Here is a 15,952-nt window from a genome sequence, read left to right as displayed (position 1 = left end):
CCACTTCACAACCGGAGGCCCTCACCCCAGCACAAGCTCAGCCCCGTGTCGGGAAACAACGTCCCTGGACATCACACCTAGGGAACGCAGAGCGGCCGCCTCGCGCGTCGGCGGATGTTCGTCGGCGAATGCAAGCAGAACGCCTTACCGGCGAGAGTCCTGTTCCGTATCGACGTAGAGCGCATGGTAGCTCGCGAAGGCAGCACACTGTAGTGGACGCTCGGCGGCCCGGATCGCGAGGGTCGACGTGACATGAATTTGAGAAGATTCGGACGGCATCGGGCGCGGATGAGACTCGCCACGAACGTCCTCGAACCGCGGAGAATCGAGGCGAACCCATCTAAACGTCGGTGACCGGAAGTCTGAGGCGTGGGTTCAAATCCCACCGTCACCGCCATCCGAAACCCCCGCCGATTCCTTGGAAACACAGGGATCGCGGGGGTCTCGTCACGTCCGGGAAGCGTCCCGTACTAACGCGGTGCTCGCATAGCGTCCTGGACGCGGCGGTCGAGGTCGTCGAGCTCGGCAATCACTTCGGAGGCCGCCCAGACGCGGTCCTTCTTGCGCCCCGTGATCTCCTCGATGAAGCCCGCGTCGACGAGCTGGTCGATAACGCGGTACGCCTGGCTGGTGGTGCCCGTGGTGGCGGTGTCGATCTCGCGCACCGACATGACGGGGTGGTTGTAGAAGGCGGTGATGAGGAGTTCGGCGACGGAGCCGGCGCGCGGCTTCAGCTCCTTATGCCAGTCGGCAGGCATCGCCTTGAGGCGTGCGATGGTCTCGCGGGATGCGGTGGCGGCCACGCGCGCCGACCGTGCGAACAGGAGGACGAGCGGCGCGGGGTCACCCTGGCGGTAGGAGCCGAGAGCGGCGAAGTACTCGTCGCGTCTGGCGAGCAGCCCGCTGGCGAGCGGGACGACCGCATTCTTGGTGACGCCCCGGCGTCGGAGCACGGCGGACACGAGCGCGCGCCCGATGCGCCCGTTGCCGTCGGTGAAGGCATGGATGGACTCGAACTGAGCGTGGCCGATCGCGGCCTGCACGATTGAGGGGACGTCGTTGCGGTTGAGGTACGCGGTGAGGTCGTCCATCAGTTCGGGCACGCGCTCGGGCGCGGGCGGGACATGCAGCGCACCTCGAGGGGAGTGGTCGCTCCCGCCGATCCAGTTCTGCATGTCGCGCAGGCGCCCGGCGTAATCGGACTCCGTCGGGTCGTCGGCCATGAGCGCGCGGTGTGCGCTGATGAGGTGGTCGAGCTCGAACCGTCCGGCCGCGCCTACCGTGGTGATCAGTTCATGCAGTGCGCGGGAGGCGGCGACCATGCTGGTCGCCGATGGGTTGCCTTTATTGCCCGCGATCGCCTTGGCGTAGTCGCGGGCTGATGCGCTGATGCGCTCGATCTTCGACGAGGCGGCAGACTCGCTATGCACCATGAAGCGGCTGAGCGCGGCCGAGTGACCCTCAGCGTCGGTGTCGGCCTGCGCGACGGCGAGCAGCGCTTGCTCGGAGGCGAGCATCTCCTCGAGGGAGGGCGCGTAGTCGAGGCCGGCTATGAAGGGAGGAATGGTGACGTCGACGCTGCGCAGCATCCGGTCCTCACGGGTGCCCCCGCGGACCTGCTGCTGCCACGGCAGGGTCTCGACCTTGTGCGCCGGCCACCTGGTGCTCACTTCACCGCTCATGCACGCGATTCTACCCACGCAAAATCGCATTTAGAGGGGTTAGATGCGATTTAGCCGAGCAAGAATCGTATTGCCAACCGCGAAATGCGACTCCGCCGGAGCGTTCTCGCGCTGGCCACCCCCCGCGGCAAGCAGGGCGCTTGATGATGTGAGGGCCGTCTACGATGAGCGAAGCCGGTTCGCGCATGATTCGCTGATCCAAAGCGCCTTCCTCATGGAGGGCGACCGTTCCTCGGTCATGTTCGAGGAGTTCGGGGACGCGATCCCCAGCCGTGTTCTGGCAGCCCTCGGTCTCGAGGCGCCGCGGACCGGTTCGAATCCGGGCGAGCAGTACACGGTGGGAGTATGCAGAACGAGCCCTCGAGCGGATCCTCTTGCGCGATCGTCGTGATGGGTGTGTCCGGAGCGGGCAAGTCCACGGTCGCCGCGCTCCTCGCTGACCGCGTCGGCGGCCTCTACATCGACGCGGACGACCTCCATTCCGACGACGCAAAGCGCCGGATGGCGCGCGGACTGCCGCTCGCCGACGAGGATCGTGCACCGTGGCTCGCGCGAGTGGCGGATCGGATGAGCTGGGCGGTGCGGGAAGGCCACCGGCCCGTCGTGGCCTGCTCCGCGCTGCGGCGGAGTCACCGCGACGCGTTGCGGCGGGCGTGTGCGAGCGTGCTGTTCGTTCATCTGGTCGGATCACGCGAGCTCCTCGAGGCCCGTTTGAACGAGCGTGCAGGTCACTTCATGCCGAAGACGCTGTTGGCCTCGCAACTGGAGACGCTCGAGCCGTTGGAGCCGGACGAGAGCGGCTTTCGCATCTCGATCCACGCACCCGTCGCGGAGATCGTCGAAGCCGCGGCCCGGCGATGCGCGGTGCCATGACCGACCGCGGCCGCGACGCTCGCCGAACCTAGGATGGCCGCGTGAGCAGACGTGTCGTGATCGCACCGGACAGCTTCAAGGGGACGTGCGCGGCCTCGCGGGCGGCGCGCGCGATCGCCGAGGGGTGGACCTCCGTCGAGCCGGATGCCGACGTGGTGCTGCGTCCCATGGCCGACGGCGGGGAGGGCACGCTGGAGGCCTTCGCGTCTGCGTATCCCGAGGCGCGGCGCGTGCCCGTGCGGGTCACGGGGCCTGCCGGCTGGCCCGTCGATGCGGCGTGGCTGCTGCTGCCGCCCGACGACGACGCGCCGTCGGGCACGGGAGTGGTGGAGTTGGCCTCCACCTCCGGCATCGAACTGCTGGGCGGTGCCCTGCGGGGCCGCGACGCCTCCACGCTCGGGTTCGGTCAGGCCGTCCGCGCGGCCCTGGATCACGGTGTCTCCCGGGTGATCCTGGGGATCGGGTCCAGCGCGTCGACGGACGGCGGCATCGGTCTGCTCACCGCGCTCGATGCGCGGTTCACGGATCGCCATGGCGTGTCGGTGCCGCCGGGGGCCGCGGGTCTCGATGAGCTCGACCGGGTCGACCTGACGCGCCTGCGGGCACTGCCGGAGCGGGGCGGGACCGTTCTCGGCGATGTCACGAATCCCCTCACGGGTCCGCGCGGAGCCGCGACGGTTTTCGGGCCGCAGAAGGGGCTCGACGCATCGGAGGTGGCGCGCGCCGACGCCGGGCTCGCCCGCCTCGCCCGGCTGCTCGATGCCGACCCGGACGCCCCCGGCGCGGGCGCCGCGGGCGGCACCGGCTTCGCGCTGCTGGCGTGGGGCGCCGGCCTGGTGGGCGGTGCGGCCGAGGTCGCCGCGCTCACCGGGCTCGAGGGCGCGATCGCCGGCGCGGACGTCGTGATCACGGGCGAGGGCTCCTACGACGCGCAGTCGGCCGACGGGAAGACGCCCTCGTTCGTGGTGCAGCGGGCGCGCGAAGCGGGTGCGCGGATCGTGATCATCGCCGGTCGTGTCGCGGACGACGCCGCCGCGGCGGGGATCGAGACGCTGTCGCTCACGGAAATCGCCGGGTCCGCCGAGGCAGCCATGGCCGATCCGCTCCGCTGGCTCAGCGAGGCCGGCCGGCGGGCCGCGCGGGCCGAGCAGGGGTAGGTACGGCCGTCACGGCCCGCCCGGCTCAGCCGCCCGGTCCGCTCGGGTCGATCGGCGCGCCGTCGCCGTGATCGGGCAGGTCGCCGCGCTCGACGGGGCCCGCCGGGTGCCGCGGTGCATCCGAGAAGAGGCCTTCGAGCTCGGCCTCCGACGGCACGCGCACCGCCTTGGCCGCCGCCAGCAGTTCCGCCTGCGGCGCGTTGTTCATCCCGGTGACGCGGATCGACGCGCCGTCCCGGACCGCGACATACTCGTGCGTGCCGTCCAGGGTCCGGTGCCAGACGCCCTCCTGCTCGGTGCACGTCACCGGCCCTCCCAGGGCATCCCACAGGGGCGTCTCGGGGCAGGACGCCGCCGTCAGCTCACCGTGCTCGCTGCGGATCGTCAGCACGGCCCCCGTGGCCTCGTTGAACCAGCTCGCCGAGAGCCCCTCGGCGCCGACGACTCCGACGGACTGCGGTGCCAGTCGGTAGCCGTCCAACTCGGTTGTGTACACCAGCTCAGGCGCGACGCCCACGGCGTTCGCGCGTTCGGCGATCGCACCGAGGTCAGCGGGATCCTCGCCGGGAGCGGCCGACGCGCACCCGCTGAGCGACACGGCCAGGAGGGCGACGTCGGCGCTCAGGGCCGAAGCCGCTGCGCGCGCGGAACGTGTGGAGCGCATGACAGCATCCTTCCGCATCCGCGAGGCCGCCGCGCCGGGACGTCCTCCGGCTGAGCAGTCGTGCCGGCGGGGCGTGCCCGGCGCGGTCACCGCTCTCCGTCGGTCCGCCGTTCCAGGGCGCGGCGCAGCGCGGAGGTGCCGCGCACCAGCGCGGCGAGGTCCTCGAGGGCGAGTGTGGCCACGAGCTCGTCCGACTCCTCGTGGCGCGCGAACAGCCGGTCGTAGAGCTGCTGCGCCTTGGCGGTGGGGACGAGTCGCTTGACGCGACGATCCGAACCCGCTTCCGAGCGAACGAGGTAGCCGAGGTCGACAAGCTTGTCCACGCTCGCCGAGATCGTCGGAGGGGAGACGTGCAGCGCTGACGCGAGCTGGCTGCCGGTGACGGCCGTCCCCGCGGTGACGAGCAGGACCGCCTTCAGCTGCCGGAGCGTCAACTCGAGGCCGAGCAGCGGGCGGAGCCGGTCCGACATGACGAGCCGCGCGAGTTCCTGACGGTCCTCGGCGAACTGCGCGATCAGAGAATCTTTGCTTTCGCTGGACATCCGCTATCCCCCTCCTGCGAATCTATCAGCGCCGTAACAGTTAGATACAGGCTAACTGTTAGATTGAACGCAACTATAACCCGAGTACGGAGGACCGCGTGGCAGAGACGATGATGATCCTGGGGCTGCTGCTCGTGCTCGCCACCTTCCTGGGGCGAGCGGCGAGACGGATCGGATTGCCGAGCGTTCCCGTCTACATGCTCGTCGGGCTCGCTGCCAGTCCAGCGGTGGACGTCATCCCCGTGGAGCTGCCGCATCACGAGATCGAGCTGCTCGGGGTGATCGGTCTCGTCCTGCTGCTGTTCCATCTCGGCCTGGAGTTCGACACGGCGGCCTTCGGAAAAAACGCGCGGACTCTCGTCCTCGCAGGCATCGGCTACATCGTCATCAACTTCGGCGCGGGGCTCGTCCTCGGCTTCGTGCTGGGCTGGGGGACGGCGGAGGCGCTCGTGATCGCCGGCATCACGGGCATCTCGTCGTCCGCGATCGTGACCAAGCTCATGCTCGACCTGCGGAAGATGACGCGACCGGAAGCTCCGCTCATCCTCGGCATCATCGTGATCGAGGACATCTTCCTGGCCGTGTACCTCGCGGTGCTCGGTGTGGTCGTGAACCCCGGATCCGGCGTGTGGGATTCCGTGCTCCGGTTCGCGGTCTCCGTCGGCTTCCTGGCCGTCCTGTTCGTCCTCGCCCGTCGGGGAAGCCGGATCGTCAGCCGCATCGTCGGGGAGAAGTCGGCCGAGCTGTTCGTCGTCGGACTTGTCGGGATCTCGCTCCTCGTCGCCGGAGTCGCGGAGGAGGCCGGCGTCTCGGACGCGATCGGCGCCTTCATGGTCGGCCTCATTGTCGCCGGGACGAACGCGCGGCACCGCGCCGAGACGATGGTCACGCCGCTCCGCGACACGTTCGCAGCGGTCTTTTTCATCGGCTTCGGCCTCACGCTCGATCCCGCGCAGTTCGGCGCCGTGCTCGTGCCCGCCGTAGTCGCCGTCGCCCTTGCGATCGCGGCGAACGTGGCGGCGGGCGTCGTCGGCGCGCGCCTGCAGGGCTTCTCCGCGCTCACCGGGGTGGAAGTCGGCCTCACGCTGCTCAGTCGCGGCGAGTTCGCCCTGATCCTCGCCACGATCGCGGCCGGGGCGGGCCTGGACCCGCGCATCACGTCCTTCGCGGGACTGTACGTGCTGATCCTCGCGATTCTCGGCCCCGTGCTGGCGACCTACGTGCCGCGGATGTGGGCGCGGGAGGACGCGGCGCCGGCCCCGCCGGGGCGCGAAGCGGTTGCGAGCGGAGAGTGGCGATGACGCCTGCTCCTCCGCTCCGGGTCACCCTCACCGACGACGCACAAGGGGTGCGGCTGGCCGCCCGGCTTCTGGACCGCGGCGTCGCGGTCGCGGTGATCACGGAGCACGCGGCGCCCTATGCCATGCTCGTCAATCGCCACGGCGATCTCGTCGAGATGATCGAACTCGACGCTCGCTCCGGGTGCACGGTGGACGACGCCCTCCACTACCTCGACGGCCACGGCATCGAAGCGGACGCGCTGCTCGTCGTCCGGAGTGGTGGCTGGCGGTCGCACATCTACCGCGGTCCCACGATGGGCGGATAGAATCGTGGGCCACAGCCGGTGAAGGAGAGTTCCCTTGAGTTGCGCGTCCCGCGTGCCCAATTCCACGGAAGACCCCGACCATAGACGCGAGCGCGCCCGCCACCGGCGGGTGCGCGCCTGCACCGTCCCGAAGCCTGGGCGAGCGAGATGCTAATCGCCGCGCTGACCCTGCTTCTGGGAATCATCGTGATCCTCGCGATCATCGTCGCCAACGGCTTCTTCGTCGCGCAGGAATTCGCCTACATGTCCGTCGACAGGTCGAAGCTCGGCGCGGCGGCCTCGGCGGGCGACGCCGCCGCGAAGAGGGCGCTCGCCGTGACGCGCCGCACCTCGTTCATGCTCTCGGGCGCCCAGCTCGGCATCACCATCACGGGTCTGCTCGTCGGCTTCGTCGCCGAGCCGCTCGTCGGGGAATCCCTCGGCGTCCTGCTGGGTGGCGCCGGCATTCCGCCGGCAGTCAGCGTGACCGTGGGCACGGTCGGTGCGCTCGTGATCTCGACGGTGGTCCAGATGATCTTCGGCGAGCTGTACCCGAAGAACCTCGCGATCGCGAATGCGGGTCCGCTCTCGCGCGCGTTGGCGCGGCCGACGCTGATCTATCTCGCCGTGTTCGGGTGGCTGATCACCGTGTTCGATCATGCCGCGAACGCGTTGCTGCGGCTGCTGCGGATCGAGCCCGTCCACGATCTCGACAGCAGCGCCACCGCCGACGACCTTGAGCACATCGTCGCCGACTCGCGGCAGAGCGGAGACCTGCCGGAGGAGCTGTCGGTGATGCTCGACCGGATCCTCGACTTCCCGCACCGTGACGTCGAGCACGCGATGATCCCCCGGTCGCGGGTCGGCGTCGTGCGCTCCGACGCCACGATCGCGGAGGTGCGCGAGCTCATGGCGGGCGCGCACACGCGCTACCCCGTGATCGACGGGGACGAGCAGCCCATCGGCGTCGTCCACCTCATCGACCTTCTGGCATCCGAGCCCGGGTGGGAAGGGGCAGCCGTGACCGAGCTGATGCGGCCGGCGACCGTGTTGCCGGAGCTGATGGCGCTTCCGGACGCGCTTCAGCTGATGAGCCGGGAGCACAACGAGCTCGCGTGCGTGATCGACGAGTACGGCGACTTCACGGGCATCCTGACGCTCGAGGATCTCGCCGAGGAGGTCGTCGGTGAGATCACGGACGAGCACGATCAGGAACGTCCCGTGTGGGTGGAGCCCCAGGAGGACGGGAGCTGGCGCATGGGCGGCGACGTCCACGTGGATGAGGCCGAGCGCGCGATCGGGCACGAACTGCCCCGGGGCGACTACGAAACGATCGCGGGTCTCGTCATCGCCGAGCGAGGCGGGCTGCCCGAGGTGGGCGACGAGCTGATCGTCGATCTGCCGGACGACCCCGCCGACCTCGTGTGGGACGAGCCGACCGTGCGCTGGCTCGACGTGCGCGTGCTCGAGGTCGCCCGGCATGTCCCGACGCTGGTCCACGTCACTGTGCAGGAACGACGCGGCGGCGAGGACGTCGCGTCCGCTGCCCCGATCGAGGACGGGGGGATGACGCGATGACCGCCCCGTGGATCATCGTCCTCGTCACGGCCGCCCTGATCGTGCTCAGCGCCTTCTTCGTGGTGATCGAGTTCGCGCTGCTCGGCGCGCGCCGCCACCGGCTGGAGGAGATGGCGCGGTCCAGCCGCTCGGCGCGCGCCGCCCTGCGCGGATCCAACGAGCTGACGGTCATGCTGGCCGGCGCCCAGCTGGGCATCACGGCCTGCACGTTCGCCCTCGGCGCCGTGACCAAACCGGCCGTCGACGCCTGGCTGCTCGCGCTCTTCTCGCCGTGGCTCCCCTCCTGGAGCGCGGATGTCGTCGCGTTCGCCCTGGCCCTGATCCTCGTCACCTTCCTGCACCTGGTCGTGGGGGAGATGACGCCCAAGTCGTGGGCCATCGCGCACCCGGAGCGTTCGGCGCTCCTGATCGGGATCCCGGCGCGCGGGTTCATCTGGGTGTTCAGGCCCTTCCTCAACTGGATCAACCGGGTCGCGAACCGGCTCGTCGCCGCGAGCGGCGTCGAACCGGTGGAGCGGGCCGCGGCGGGGGGATACGACGCGGCGAGCCTGCGCCACCTCGTCGCACACTCCGCGAACGTCGGGGCCCTCGACGCCTCGTTCCAGAAGTCCTTCGCCGGCGCCATCGAGCTCGAGACCCTGAAGGTCGACGACCTCGTCCCGCGCGAGGCGCGGGCCACCGCGGTGCCCCTGTCGGCGACCGTCGCCGACGTGCAGGACACCGCGCGACGCTCCGGGCATCTGCGGATCCTCGTGGGTGGCGACGGAGCGCCGTATACGGGGGTCGTGCACGTGCGCGACACCCTCCTCGAAGACGCGGAGTGCCCGGCGATCGACCTGGCTCGGAAGCCTTTCGTGCTGAGCTCCGGCACCCCCGTGCATGAGGCGCTGGCGCAGATGCGGCGCGCGAGCGAGCAGTTCGCGATCGTGATGGAGGGTGACACGTTCCTCGGCGTCGTCACGCTCGCCGACGTGCTCCGGAACGTGCTCCCGGGACCCGACGGCGCACCTCCTGCCGCACGCTGACGAAGCCAGGCGCAGGGGGGCGTGCACCTTGTCGGCGCCTGGGGGGCAAGATGTGGCCGACCGTCGCGGGGTCAGCGCCGCGTCGGCCGGCCACACCAGCTAGTCGAGAGCGTCCACCGGGATGAAGCCCGGAGCGTCGTACCTCTGGACGACGACGCTGCTCATGGCGGGCAGACCGTTCTCGGTCGTATCGATGACGCCGCCCGGGAGCAGCAGGGGCGCCTCGAAGTCGGAGACCGAGCGCAGCGCATCCATGAAGCTCTCGCGCGTCGGCTCCGTCATCGTGCGAAACGCCTGCTCGATCACGGAAGCTCCGATCCAGCTCCACACGCACTGAGGAAAGGAGGGGACACCGGTCTGAGAGGTGTGCTCGTGGAGAGCCGCCAGGAACTCCGCTCCGTCTTCCGTCTCAGCGAATCCGGGTGCTCCGGCGGACTGGGACGATGCCGTGGTGTAGATCGCGGGGAAGCGGTCGGCGACACCGGAGGGCTCCAGCAGAGCGGCGGGGCTGGAAGAGGTGGAAGGGAGGAACCAGCTGGGTCGCCAGTCCACGGCGTCAGCCTGCTGCAGCGACCCGATGACGAGCGGCGCGAGCGACGACATCGCGTTGAAGAAGATGTCCGCTCCGGACGACGCCAGTTCGGTGACCTGCGCGGAGACGTCGACCGCGGTGGCCTCGAAGGGCAGCTCCTTGACGATCTCGACGTTGGCCGCGCCCTCGACGGCCTCCTTGAAGCCCTCGACGTAGCCGAGCCCGAAGTCGTCGTTCTGGTAGAGGATGGCGACCCGGTGGTGCTCCCCTGAAGCCAGGAGCAACTCGCCGAAGGCCGCGCCCTCCTGCTGGTAGATGGGCAGCAGGCCGAGCTGCCAGGGGCTCTCGTCCGGGTCGCTGAACAGCGGGTCGCCGGTCTGCACGAGCACTTGCGGAACCTCCTCGTCGATCGCGGCCTCCCTCCACGCGCGATTGGTGGGCGTGCCCAGGCTGAGCGCGGCGGCGAATATGCCGTCGCCCACCATCTGCTGGAAGTTGCCGAGCGCTCGCTGCGGGTCGTAGCCGTCGTCGTAAGCGACGAACTCGACCGTGCGCGTCTTCCCGTCGCCGAACTCGATCCCGCCGTCTGCGTTCCTCGCCTCGAAGTACGCCACCGCGCCGTCAACGGCGCAGGTGCCGACACCAGCCGCATTGCCCGAAAGCGGCGAGGTCGTGCCGAGTGTGATCGTGGTGTCGGTGATGCCCGGCGACGGCGCGACGGCGCCATCCGCATCGGCGGGAGCTGGGCCGGCGGAACGGCCACAGGCCGTCAGCAGCAGCGCGCCGGCGAGCACGGTCGCGATGGCGGCCGGAGCTCTGCGGCCGCGCGAGTCGGTGATGATCATCGGACGTTGGCCTCCATGAACGCGGTGACGCACCGCCGCAGCGCTCTGCGTTGAGCGGGCGTGACGGCACTGTCAGCGCTGTGGTCCTGAGTGCAGGGGGTCCACGCGGGTGTGGGCCCGGTCTCAGGTTGGCCGCCCTGCTTTCGTTGGTCAACCGCGATAAATCGCGGAAGAAGCACGAGCCAATCGTGTTATAGGGTCGGGCCATGTGGGAAGCAGAGGCGCTTCTGGTCTCGGACGCGCGGGGGGAATTGACGCTGAGGCAGCTCGCGCATTTCCTGGCCGCGGCCGAGGAGGGGACGATCGTTGGTGCCGCGCGCCGGTTGAAGTTCTCGCCCTCGGCGGTGTCCGCGTCGATCACCGAGCTTGAGCGCGCGCTCGGGGCAGAGCTGTGCATTCGTCGGCGCGCCCAGGGTCTCTCCCTCACTCCCACCGGTCGTCTCGTCGCCGCTCGCGCACGCCGCCTGCTGCGCGAGGTGGCGGAGCTCGGCTATGCCGTGCGCGGCGACGGCACGGCGCTCGCCGGGCCGCTCGTCGTGGGCTGCTTCGTGACGCTGGCCGCGAACCACCTCCCGCGGATCCTCGGAGAGTTCGAGCAGCTGCATCCCCGGGTCACGGTGGACTTCGTTGTCGGCGCGCAGGACGAACTGGTTCGGGATCTCGGATCCGGCGCGATCGACGTCGCGATCATGTATGACATCGGCGACATGGAGCGCATCGACTCGTTCACTCTCCACGACGCGCGCGGCTACGCCCTGTTCGGCGCGGGCCATCCGCTCGCAGACGCCGAGATGGTCACTCTGGAGGAACTGGCGCCCATGCCGCTCGTGCTCTACGACCAGACCCCGAGCACGCGCTACGCGATGGCGATGTTCGAGGCGCGGGGCGTGACGCCCAACGTGCGGCACCGGACGCACGCGTTCGAACTGACGCGCTCGGTCGTGGCCCGCTCCGACACCGCTTACGCCGTGCTGGTCCAGCGGCCGGCGAACAAGCTGAGCTACGAGGGGCTGCCCATCATCGAGAAGGAGATCACGCCGGCTCCGCCCGCGGTCCCCGTCGTCTTCGCCTGGGCGAGAGACGCGGAGCTCTCGTCGCGCGCGCTCGCGATGGCCGACCTCGTCCGCAAGCTGTATGATGTCACCTAAATGCGTCCTGGCCGTGTTTATTGCTCGAGAAGTTCTGGTTGACCGTGCTTTCGCTCCCGCACAGGATGGGTGCCGTTCCCACTTGATGCGACCGCGGCGGCGTTGCCGCGGGAGAGGCAGTCGACATGAACCGTCCGATCACCGAAGACGCGAGCGCCGACATCCGGCCCGCGCCGCCGACCACTCTGACCGCGGACGACATCGTCCAGGCGGCCGAGGATCTGGTCCCCCTCCTGCGCGAGCGCGCGGCGGAGGTCGACAGAGAGCGACGGATCTCGGAGGACACGTACCGCAGGCTCGGCGACGCGGGGTTCTTCCACATCCTGAAGCCCAAGAAGTACGGCGGTCTCGAGCTCAGCGAGCACGAGCACGCCCGCGTGGCCATGACGCTCGCGCGGGGCTGTGCGTCGACGGCCTGGATCGCCTCGATTCTCAGCTCCGACAACATGGCGGTCCTGGCCTTTCCCGAGGAGGTGCAGGAGGAGATCTGGGGCGAGGACACCTACGTGACCCTCGCCGGCAACACCAATCTCAATCCGAAGGCGACGGTCAAGCGTGTGGCGGGAGGCTATCGACTCACAGGCAGCTGGGGCTTCTGCAGCGGCTCGGATTTCTCGGAGTGGCTGATCTTCAACGCCCCGGTCGGCGAGGACGGCGAAGGGCACATGTTCCTGGTCCCGCACGAGGACGCGGAGACGATCGACGATTGGTTCCCGACGGGGATGCGCGGAACCGGAAGCCGCACGATGGCCGTCAAGGACGTGTTCGTTCCCGAGCACCGCGTGCAGGCGACCAAGGACACCGTCCGGAAGCTGAAGGAGCGTCGCGCGCTTCACCCGACCTTCGACACGATGTACGCGACGTGGCCGTCCAACGGCCGATTCCCGTTCGCGTCGTGTGCCGTCGGAGCGGCCCTCGGCGCCGCGGAGCACTTCGCCGAGACGGTCAGTACGAGCACGCGCGTCGCCAATGCGCTGGGCGGGGCCGTGCGCCTCTCCGAGCAGGAGTACGTCGCGTCGGAGTTCTCGCAGGCGCAGGGTGACATCGAGATGGCACGGCTGCTCGTGGAGAGGCGCAGCTTCGAAGCTTCGGAGCGCGCGCGTCGACGCGTCGAGTCGTCGGAGGCGGACGTCGCCCGCGAACTGAGGGACAACGCCCTCGTCACGCGGACCGCGCTCCGCGCGGTGCAGCAGATCTTCTCGCTCGTCGGCGCGCGCGCCGGCAGCGCCGAGCACCCGGTCTCCCGGGCCAAGCGTGACATCGAGATGATCTCGCACCACGTCACGCTCAACTGGCGGCAGGCGGCCGTGCGCTACCTCGCCGCAGTGTCGTGAGGGCGCCATGATCGGCTCCGAGGACTTCAAGGCGGCGTTCCGCCTGCACCCGGCCGGTGTGGCGCTTATCACGGCGGACCCGGGCGGCGCGCCCGTGGCGTTCACGGCTTCTTCCGTGTCGGCGGTGAGCGCGGATCCGCCGCTGGCGATGTTCTCCGTGTCAGTCCTCAGCTCGAGCGCAGAGGTTCTGCGGCGGACCGACACCGTGGTGATCCACCTCCTGTCGGCGAAAAACCTCGATCTCGCGCAACTGGGCGCTGCTCGGGGCGTCGATCGCTTCGCCGACACGACACGGTGGCACCGCCTGCCCACGGGGGAGCCGGTGTTCGACGCCGCGGACACCTGGCTCCGGCTGCGCATCCTCCACCGGGTGGATGCGGGAGGCTCCGCCGTGTTCGTCGGCACGGCGATCGAGTCGCAGGTCGCGCAGGATGCCGACAGCGACGGGCTGGTCTACCGAAACCGCACGTGGCATCGCCTCGGGGCGGCGAGCGCGATCCGCGTGCCCGAGCTGGCGGATGCCGCGGGCAGGCGTTGAGTTCCCGAACAGCTGCAGCTCAGGGGAAGCTCCACGCTCTGGTCGGCGCCCTGTCTCACCGCCGCTGCGCCTTCCGCTCGAGGTAGCGCATCGACTGCTCGGATGAGCTGACCAGCGCGCGCAGCGAGCCGCCCGGCAGCGCGCGGGGGTGGCCGGCGGGGAGATAGGCGCGCAGGAGCGCGTGGGAGATCTGGCTCGCCGTCTCCAGCAGCAGGCTCGTGTAGCGGCGGGGGGAGCTGCCGTCGTTGGGGACGACAGCGCCGAGCGCGCCGACGACGACGTTCTCCGACCCGCGCACGGGCACCGCCAATCCCCGAGAGGCGGGATGGATCCATCCGTCGGCGATCGCGTATCCGCGCCGCCTGGTGGCGGCGACGGCGGCGCGGAACTCCTCGGGCGTGCGCGGGCCAGCCGAGGTGACCGGGCGCAGCCCCTCGGCGAGCACCGCGTCCAGCAGCTCTGGCTGGCCGAAAGCGAGGAAGACGAGTCCGCTCGAGGAGTGCTGGACGGGAATCCGGCCACCGACGATGGAGCCGTTGACCACGCCGTCGGGCGCGGAGAGGCGCTCGATGAGCAGCACGTCCGTGTCGATCGGCACGGCGAGCTGCACGTGCTGGCCCATCGCGTCGTGCAGGCGGCGCAGGTACGGCTCCGCGATCTCTCGCAGCCCCAGTGCGCCGGGCGTCTTGCTGCCGATCTCCCACAGCCGGTTGCCCAGGCGGTACCGCCGTCCCGCGACGGGCTCGAGGAGGCCGTGCTCGACGAGCTCCGCCACGATGCGGTGCACCGACGACAGGGGAACGCCCGCACGGCGGTGGATGTCCGTGAGCGACAGGAACGGCGCATCGGCCGTGAACGCGTCGAGCACCGCCAGCACCCGTGTCAGCGCCGACACTCCGCGCGAGGATCGCGCCATCCGGTCTCCTCCTTCGCAACAACGGAAGGAACGCTACCTGGTCGATCCGGCCGATTTCTAGGCTGGCCCCGCAGCGCGAAGCGCGCTGTCAGCCCACCCGGTCGAAGGAGATCGCACATGTCAGAGTCCCTCGCTCAGGCGCTCGCTCGCGTCGGAGACCCCGTCGAGCTGCTGCGCAATGTCGACTACCCGGCGTTCACGTTCCCCGTGCACCCGGAGTTCAGCAACTGGCGCAGCGAGTCGCGATCGTGGAACGAGACGGTCGCGCTGATGGATCAGTCGCACCACATGACCCAGCTCTTCCTCGAGGGCGAGGACGTCGTCGAGGTGCTCAGCGGGATCGCCGTCAACACCTTCACCAACTTCCGCCCGGGCGTCGCCAAACAGCTCATCTCGGTCAATCACGAGGGCTACGTCATCGGCGACGGCATCCTCTTCCACCTCGCTCACCCGACGGCGCAGGGCGAGCGGATCGTCCTGATCGGCCACCACGTCCTGATCGACTGGGTGCGGTTCCACGCCGAGCGCTCGGGCAAGGACATCCGCACCCGCCTCGAGGGCAACTCGCACATGCGTGAGGGCGATCCCACGTTCTACCGCTACGAGCTGCAGGGACCGCGCGCCCACGACGTGCTGGAGAAGCTGCTGGGCGGTCCGGTGCCCGAGGTGAAGTTCTTCCACATCCACGACTTCGCCTTCGCGGGCACGACCGTGCAGGGCCTGCGCCATGGCATGGCGGGCCAGCCCGGCTTCGAGTTCTTCGGCCCGTACTCCGAGGGCGAGCGGGTGCGAGCGGCGATCCTGGAGGCGGGTGACGAGTTCGGGATCGTGCGGATCGGTGCGAAGGCGTACTCGGTGACCCCGCTGGAGTCGGGCTGGGTGCCCACGCCCTTCCCGGCGATCTTCACGGACGACCCCGACGGCCTGTTCGCGGAGTACCGCGAGTGGCTTCCCGCCGCACGTGCGGGATCGATCGGCGGCTCGCTGTACGGGGCGGTCGAGGACTTCTACCTCACGCCGTACGACCTGGGTCTCGGGCGCTCGGTGAACTTCGACCACGACTTCATCGGCAAGGAGGCGCTGCAGCGCATCGCCGCGTCCCCGGCCCGCCGCAAGGTGACGCTCATCTGGGACGCCGCGGACGTCGCGAAGGTCGTCGAGTCGCAGCTGACGCCCGGCGCGCCGGCCAAGTACCTCGAGTTCCCGAAGGCGCGATACGGCTTCTATCAGTTCGATGAGGTCCGCCAGGGCGACCGGCGCGTGGGCGTGTCCACCGACGCCGGCTACGTCGCGTTCGACCAGCTCTACCTCTCGCTCGCCTCGCTCGACGTCGACGTGCCGGACGGTGCGCGCGTGGAGGTGCTGTGGGGCGAGGAGCCCAACTCCCGCAAGAGCAACGTCGAGCCGCACGAGCAGGTGCGGATCGGTGCCACGGTCGCTCCGGCGCCCTACCACGAGTACGCGCGAACGACCTACCGCGACCTCTGAGAGCCGCCATGCGGGTGGTGACCTGTGCCGGTCACCACCTGCGTG

15 protein-coding genes are annotated in these 15,952 nt (G+C 69.8%); 10 read left to right on the top strand and 5 right to left on the bottom strand.

Annotated features, from left to right (window positions below):
* Positions 1-470: 470 nt before the first annotated feature.
* Positions 471-1,682 carry a Fic family protein gene (locus IEX37_RS07510; RefSeq protein WP_188755629.1) on the bottom strand — a complete coding sequence of 404 codons (1,212 nt, stop codon included), beginning with the start codon at positions 1,680-1,682 and terminating at the stop codon, positions 471-473.
* Positions 1,683-2,027: 345 nt separating this feature from the next.
* Between IEX37_RS07510 and IEX37_RS07505 the strand changes: the two genes are divergently transcribed.
* Positions 2,028-2,555: a gluconokinase gene (locus tag IEX37_RS07505; protein WP_188755628.1), complete on the top strand. Its 528-nt coding sequence runs from the start codon at positions 2,028-2,030 to the stop codon at positions 2,553-2,555.
* Between the two features lie 41 nt (positions 2,556-2,596).
* Positions 2,597-3,712 carry a glycerate kinase gene (locus tag IEX37_RS07500; protein ID WP_188755627.1) on the top strand — a complete coding sequence of 372 codons (1,116 nt, stop codon included), beginning with the start codon at positions 2,597-2,599 and terminating at the stop codon, positions 3,710-3,712.
* Positions 3,713-3,737: 25 nt separating this feature from the next.
* Here the strand turns inward: IEX37_RS07500 and IEX37_RS07495 are convergent, their stop codons facing one another.
* Both IEX37_RS07495 and IEX37_RS07490 read right to left on the bottom strand, forming a co-directional pair.
* Positions 3,738-4,376, bottom strand: a complete 639-nt coding sequence (locus IEX37_RS07495) for a hypothetical protein (protein ID WP_188755626.1) — start codon at positions 4,374-4,376, stop codon at positions 3,738-3,740.
* 86 nt (positions 4,377-4,462) lie between these two features.
* Complete coding sequence (locus tag IEX37_RS07490; protein WP_188755625.1) at positions 4,463-4,918, bottom strand: MarR family winged helix-turn-helix transcriptional regulator; 456 nt, start codon at positions 4,916-4,918, stop codon at positions 4,463-4,465.
* Positions 4,919-5,016: 98 nt separating this feature from the next.
* Here IEX37_RS07490 and IEX37_RS07485 point away from each other — a divergent pair, with 98 nt between their 5' ends.
* The 4 genes from IEX37_RS07485 (at position 5,017) to IEX37_RS07470 (ending at position 9,106) form a co-directional block, all read left to right on the top strand.
* Positions 5,017-6,219, top strand: coding sequence for a cation:proton antiporter (locus tag IEX37_RS07485; protein WP_188755624.1), 1,203 nt, complete (start codon positions 5,017-5,019; stop codon positions 6,217-6,219).
* Positions 6,216-6,524: a hypothetical protein gene (locus IEX37_RS07480; protein ID WP_188755623.1), complete on the top strand. Its 309-nt coding sequence runs from the start codon at positions 6,216-6,218 to the stop codon at positions 6,522-6,524. The genes IEX37_RS07485 and IEX37_RS07480 overlap by 4 nt, the downstream gene beginning before the upstream one ends.
* 147 nt (positions 6,525-6,671) lie before the next feature.
* Positions 6,672-8,081 carry a hemolysin family protein gene (locus IEX37_RS07475; protein ID WP_188755622.1) on the top strand — a complete coding sequence of 470 codons (1,410 nt, stop codon included), beginning with the start codon at positions 6,672-6,674 and terminating at the stop codon, positions 8,079-8,081.
* Positions 8,078-9,106: a CNNM domain-containing protein gene (locus tag IEX37_RS07470; RefSeq protein WP_188755621.1), complete on the top strand. Its 1,029-nt coding sequence runs from the start codon at positions 8,078-8,080 to the stop codon at positions 9,104-9,106. The genes IEX37_RS07475 and IEX37_RS07470 overlap by 4 nt, the downstream gene beginning before the upstream one ends.
* Before the next feature lie 99 nt (positions 9,107-9,205).
* Here the strand turns inward: IEX37_RS07470 and IEX37_RS07465 are convergent, their stop codons facing one another.
* The gene (locus IEX37_RS07465; protein WP_188755620.1) at positions 9,206-10,483 is read right to left on the bottom strand and encodes an ABC transporter substrate-binding protein; all 1,278 of its coding nucleotides are present in this window, start codon (positions 10,481-10,483) and stop codon (positions 9,206-9,208) included.
* 206 nt (positions 10,484-10,689) lie between these two features.
* On the opposite strand from IEX37_RS07465, the gene IEX37_RS07460 reads away from it, so the two are divergent.
* The 3 genes from IEX37_RS07460 to IEX37_RS07450 all read left to right on the top strand — a co-directional run bounded on the left by IEX37_RS07460 (position 10,690) and on the right by IEX37_RS07450 (position 13,503).
* A complete protein-coding gene (locus IEX37_RS07460; RefSeq protein ID WP_188755619.1) occupies positions 10,690-11,631 on the top strand; it encodes a LysR family transcriptional regulator in 942 nt (313 codons plus the stop codon).
* 125 nt (positions 11,632-11,756) lie between these two features.
* Positions 11,757-12,965 (top strand): acyl-CoA dehydrogenase family protein, encoded by a 1,209-nt coding sequence (locus IEX37_RS07455; RefSeq protein ID WP_188755618.1) that lies wholly within the window; start codon positions 11,757-11,759, stop codon positions 12,963-12,965.
* Positions 12,966-12,972: 7 nt separating this feature from the next.
* Positions 12,973-13,503, top strand: coding sequence for a flavin reductase family protein (locus IEX37_RS07450; RefSeq protein WP_188755617.1), 531 nt, complete (start codon positions 12,973-12,975; stop codon positions 13,501-13,503).
* 55 nt (positions 13,504-13,558) lie between these two features.
* On the opposite strand, the gene IEX37_RS07445 is transcribed toward IEX37_RS07450, so the two are convergent.
* Positions 13,559-14,419: an IclR family transcriptional regulator gene (locus IEX37_RS07445; protein WP_188755616.1), complete on the bottom strand. Its 861-nt coding sequence runs from the start codon at positions 14,417-14,419 to the stop codon at positions 13,559-13,561.
* Between the two features lie 117 nt (positions 14,420-14,536).
* Here IEX37_RS07445 and IEX37_RS07440 point away from each other — a divergent pair, with 117 nt between their 5' ends.
* Positions 14,537-15,907: an aminomethyl transferase family protein gene (locus tag IEX37_RS07440; protein WP_188755615.1), complete on the top strand. Its 1,371-nt coding sequence runs from the start codon at positions 14,537-14,539 to the stop codon at positions 15,905-15,907.
* Positions 15,908-15,952 lie beyond the last annotated feature (45 nt).

The sequence above is a fragment of the Microbacterium album genome (genome assembly GCF_014643695.1).
Taxonomy (GTDB): Bacteria; Actinomycetota; Actinomycetes; order Actinomycetales; family Microbacteriaceae; genus Microbacterium; species Microbacterium album.
Note: the sequence above shows the minus strand (reverse complement) of the source record. Positions and strands in the feature narration are given on the sequence as shown.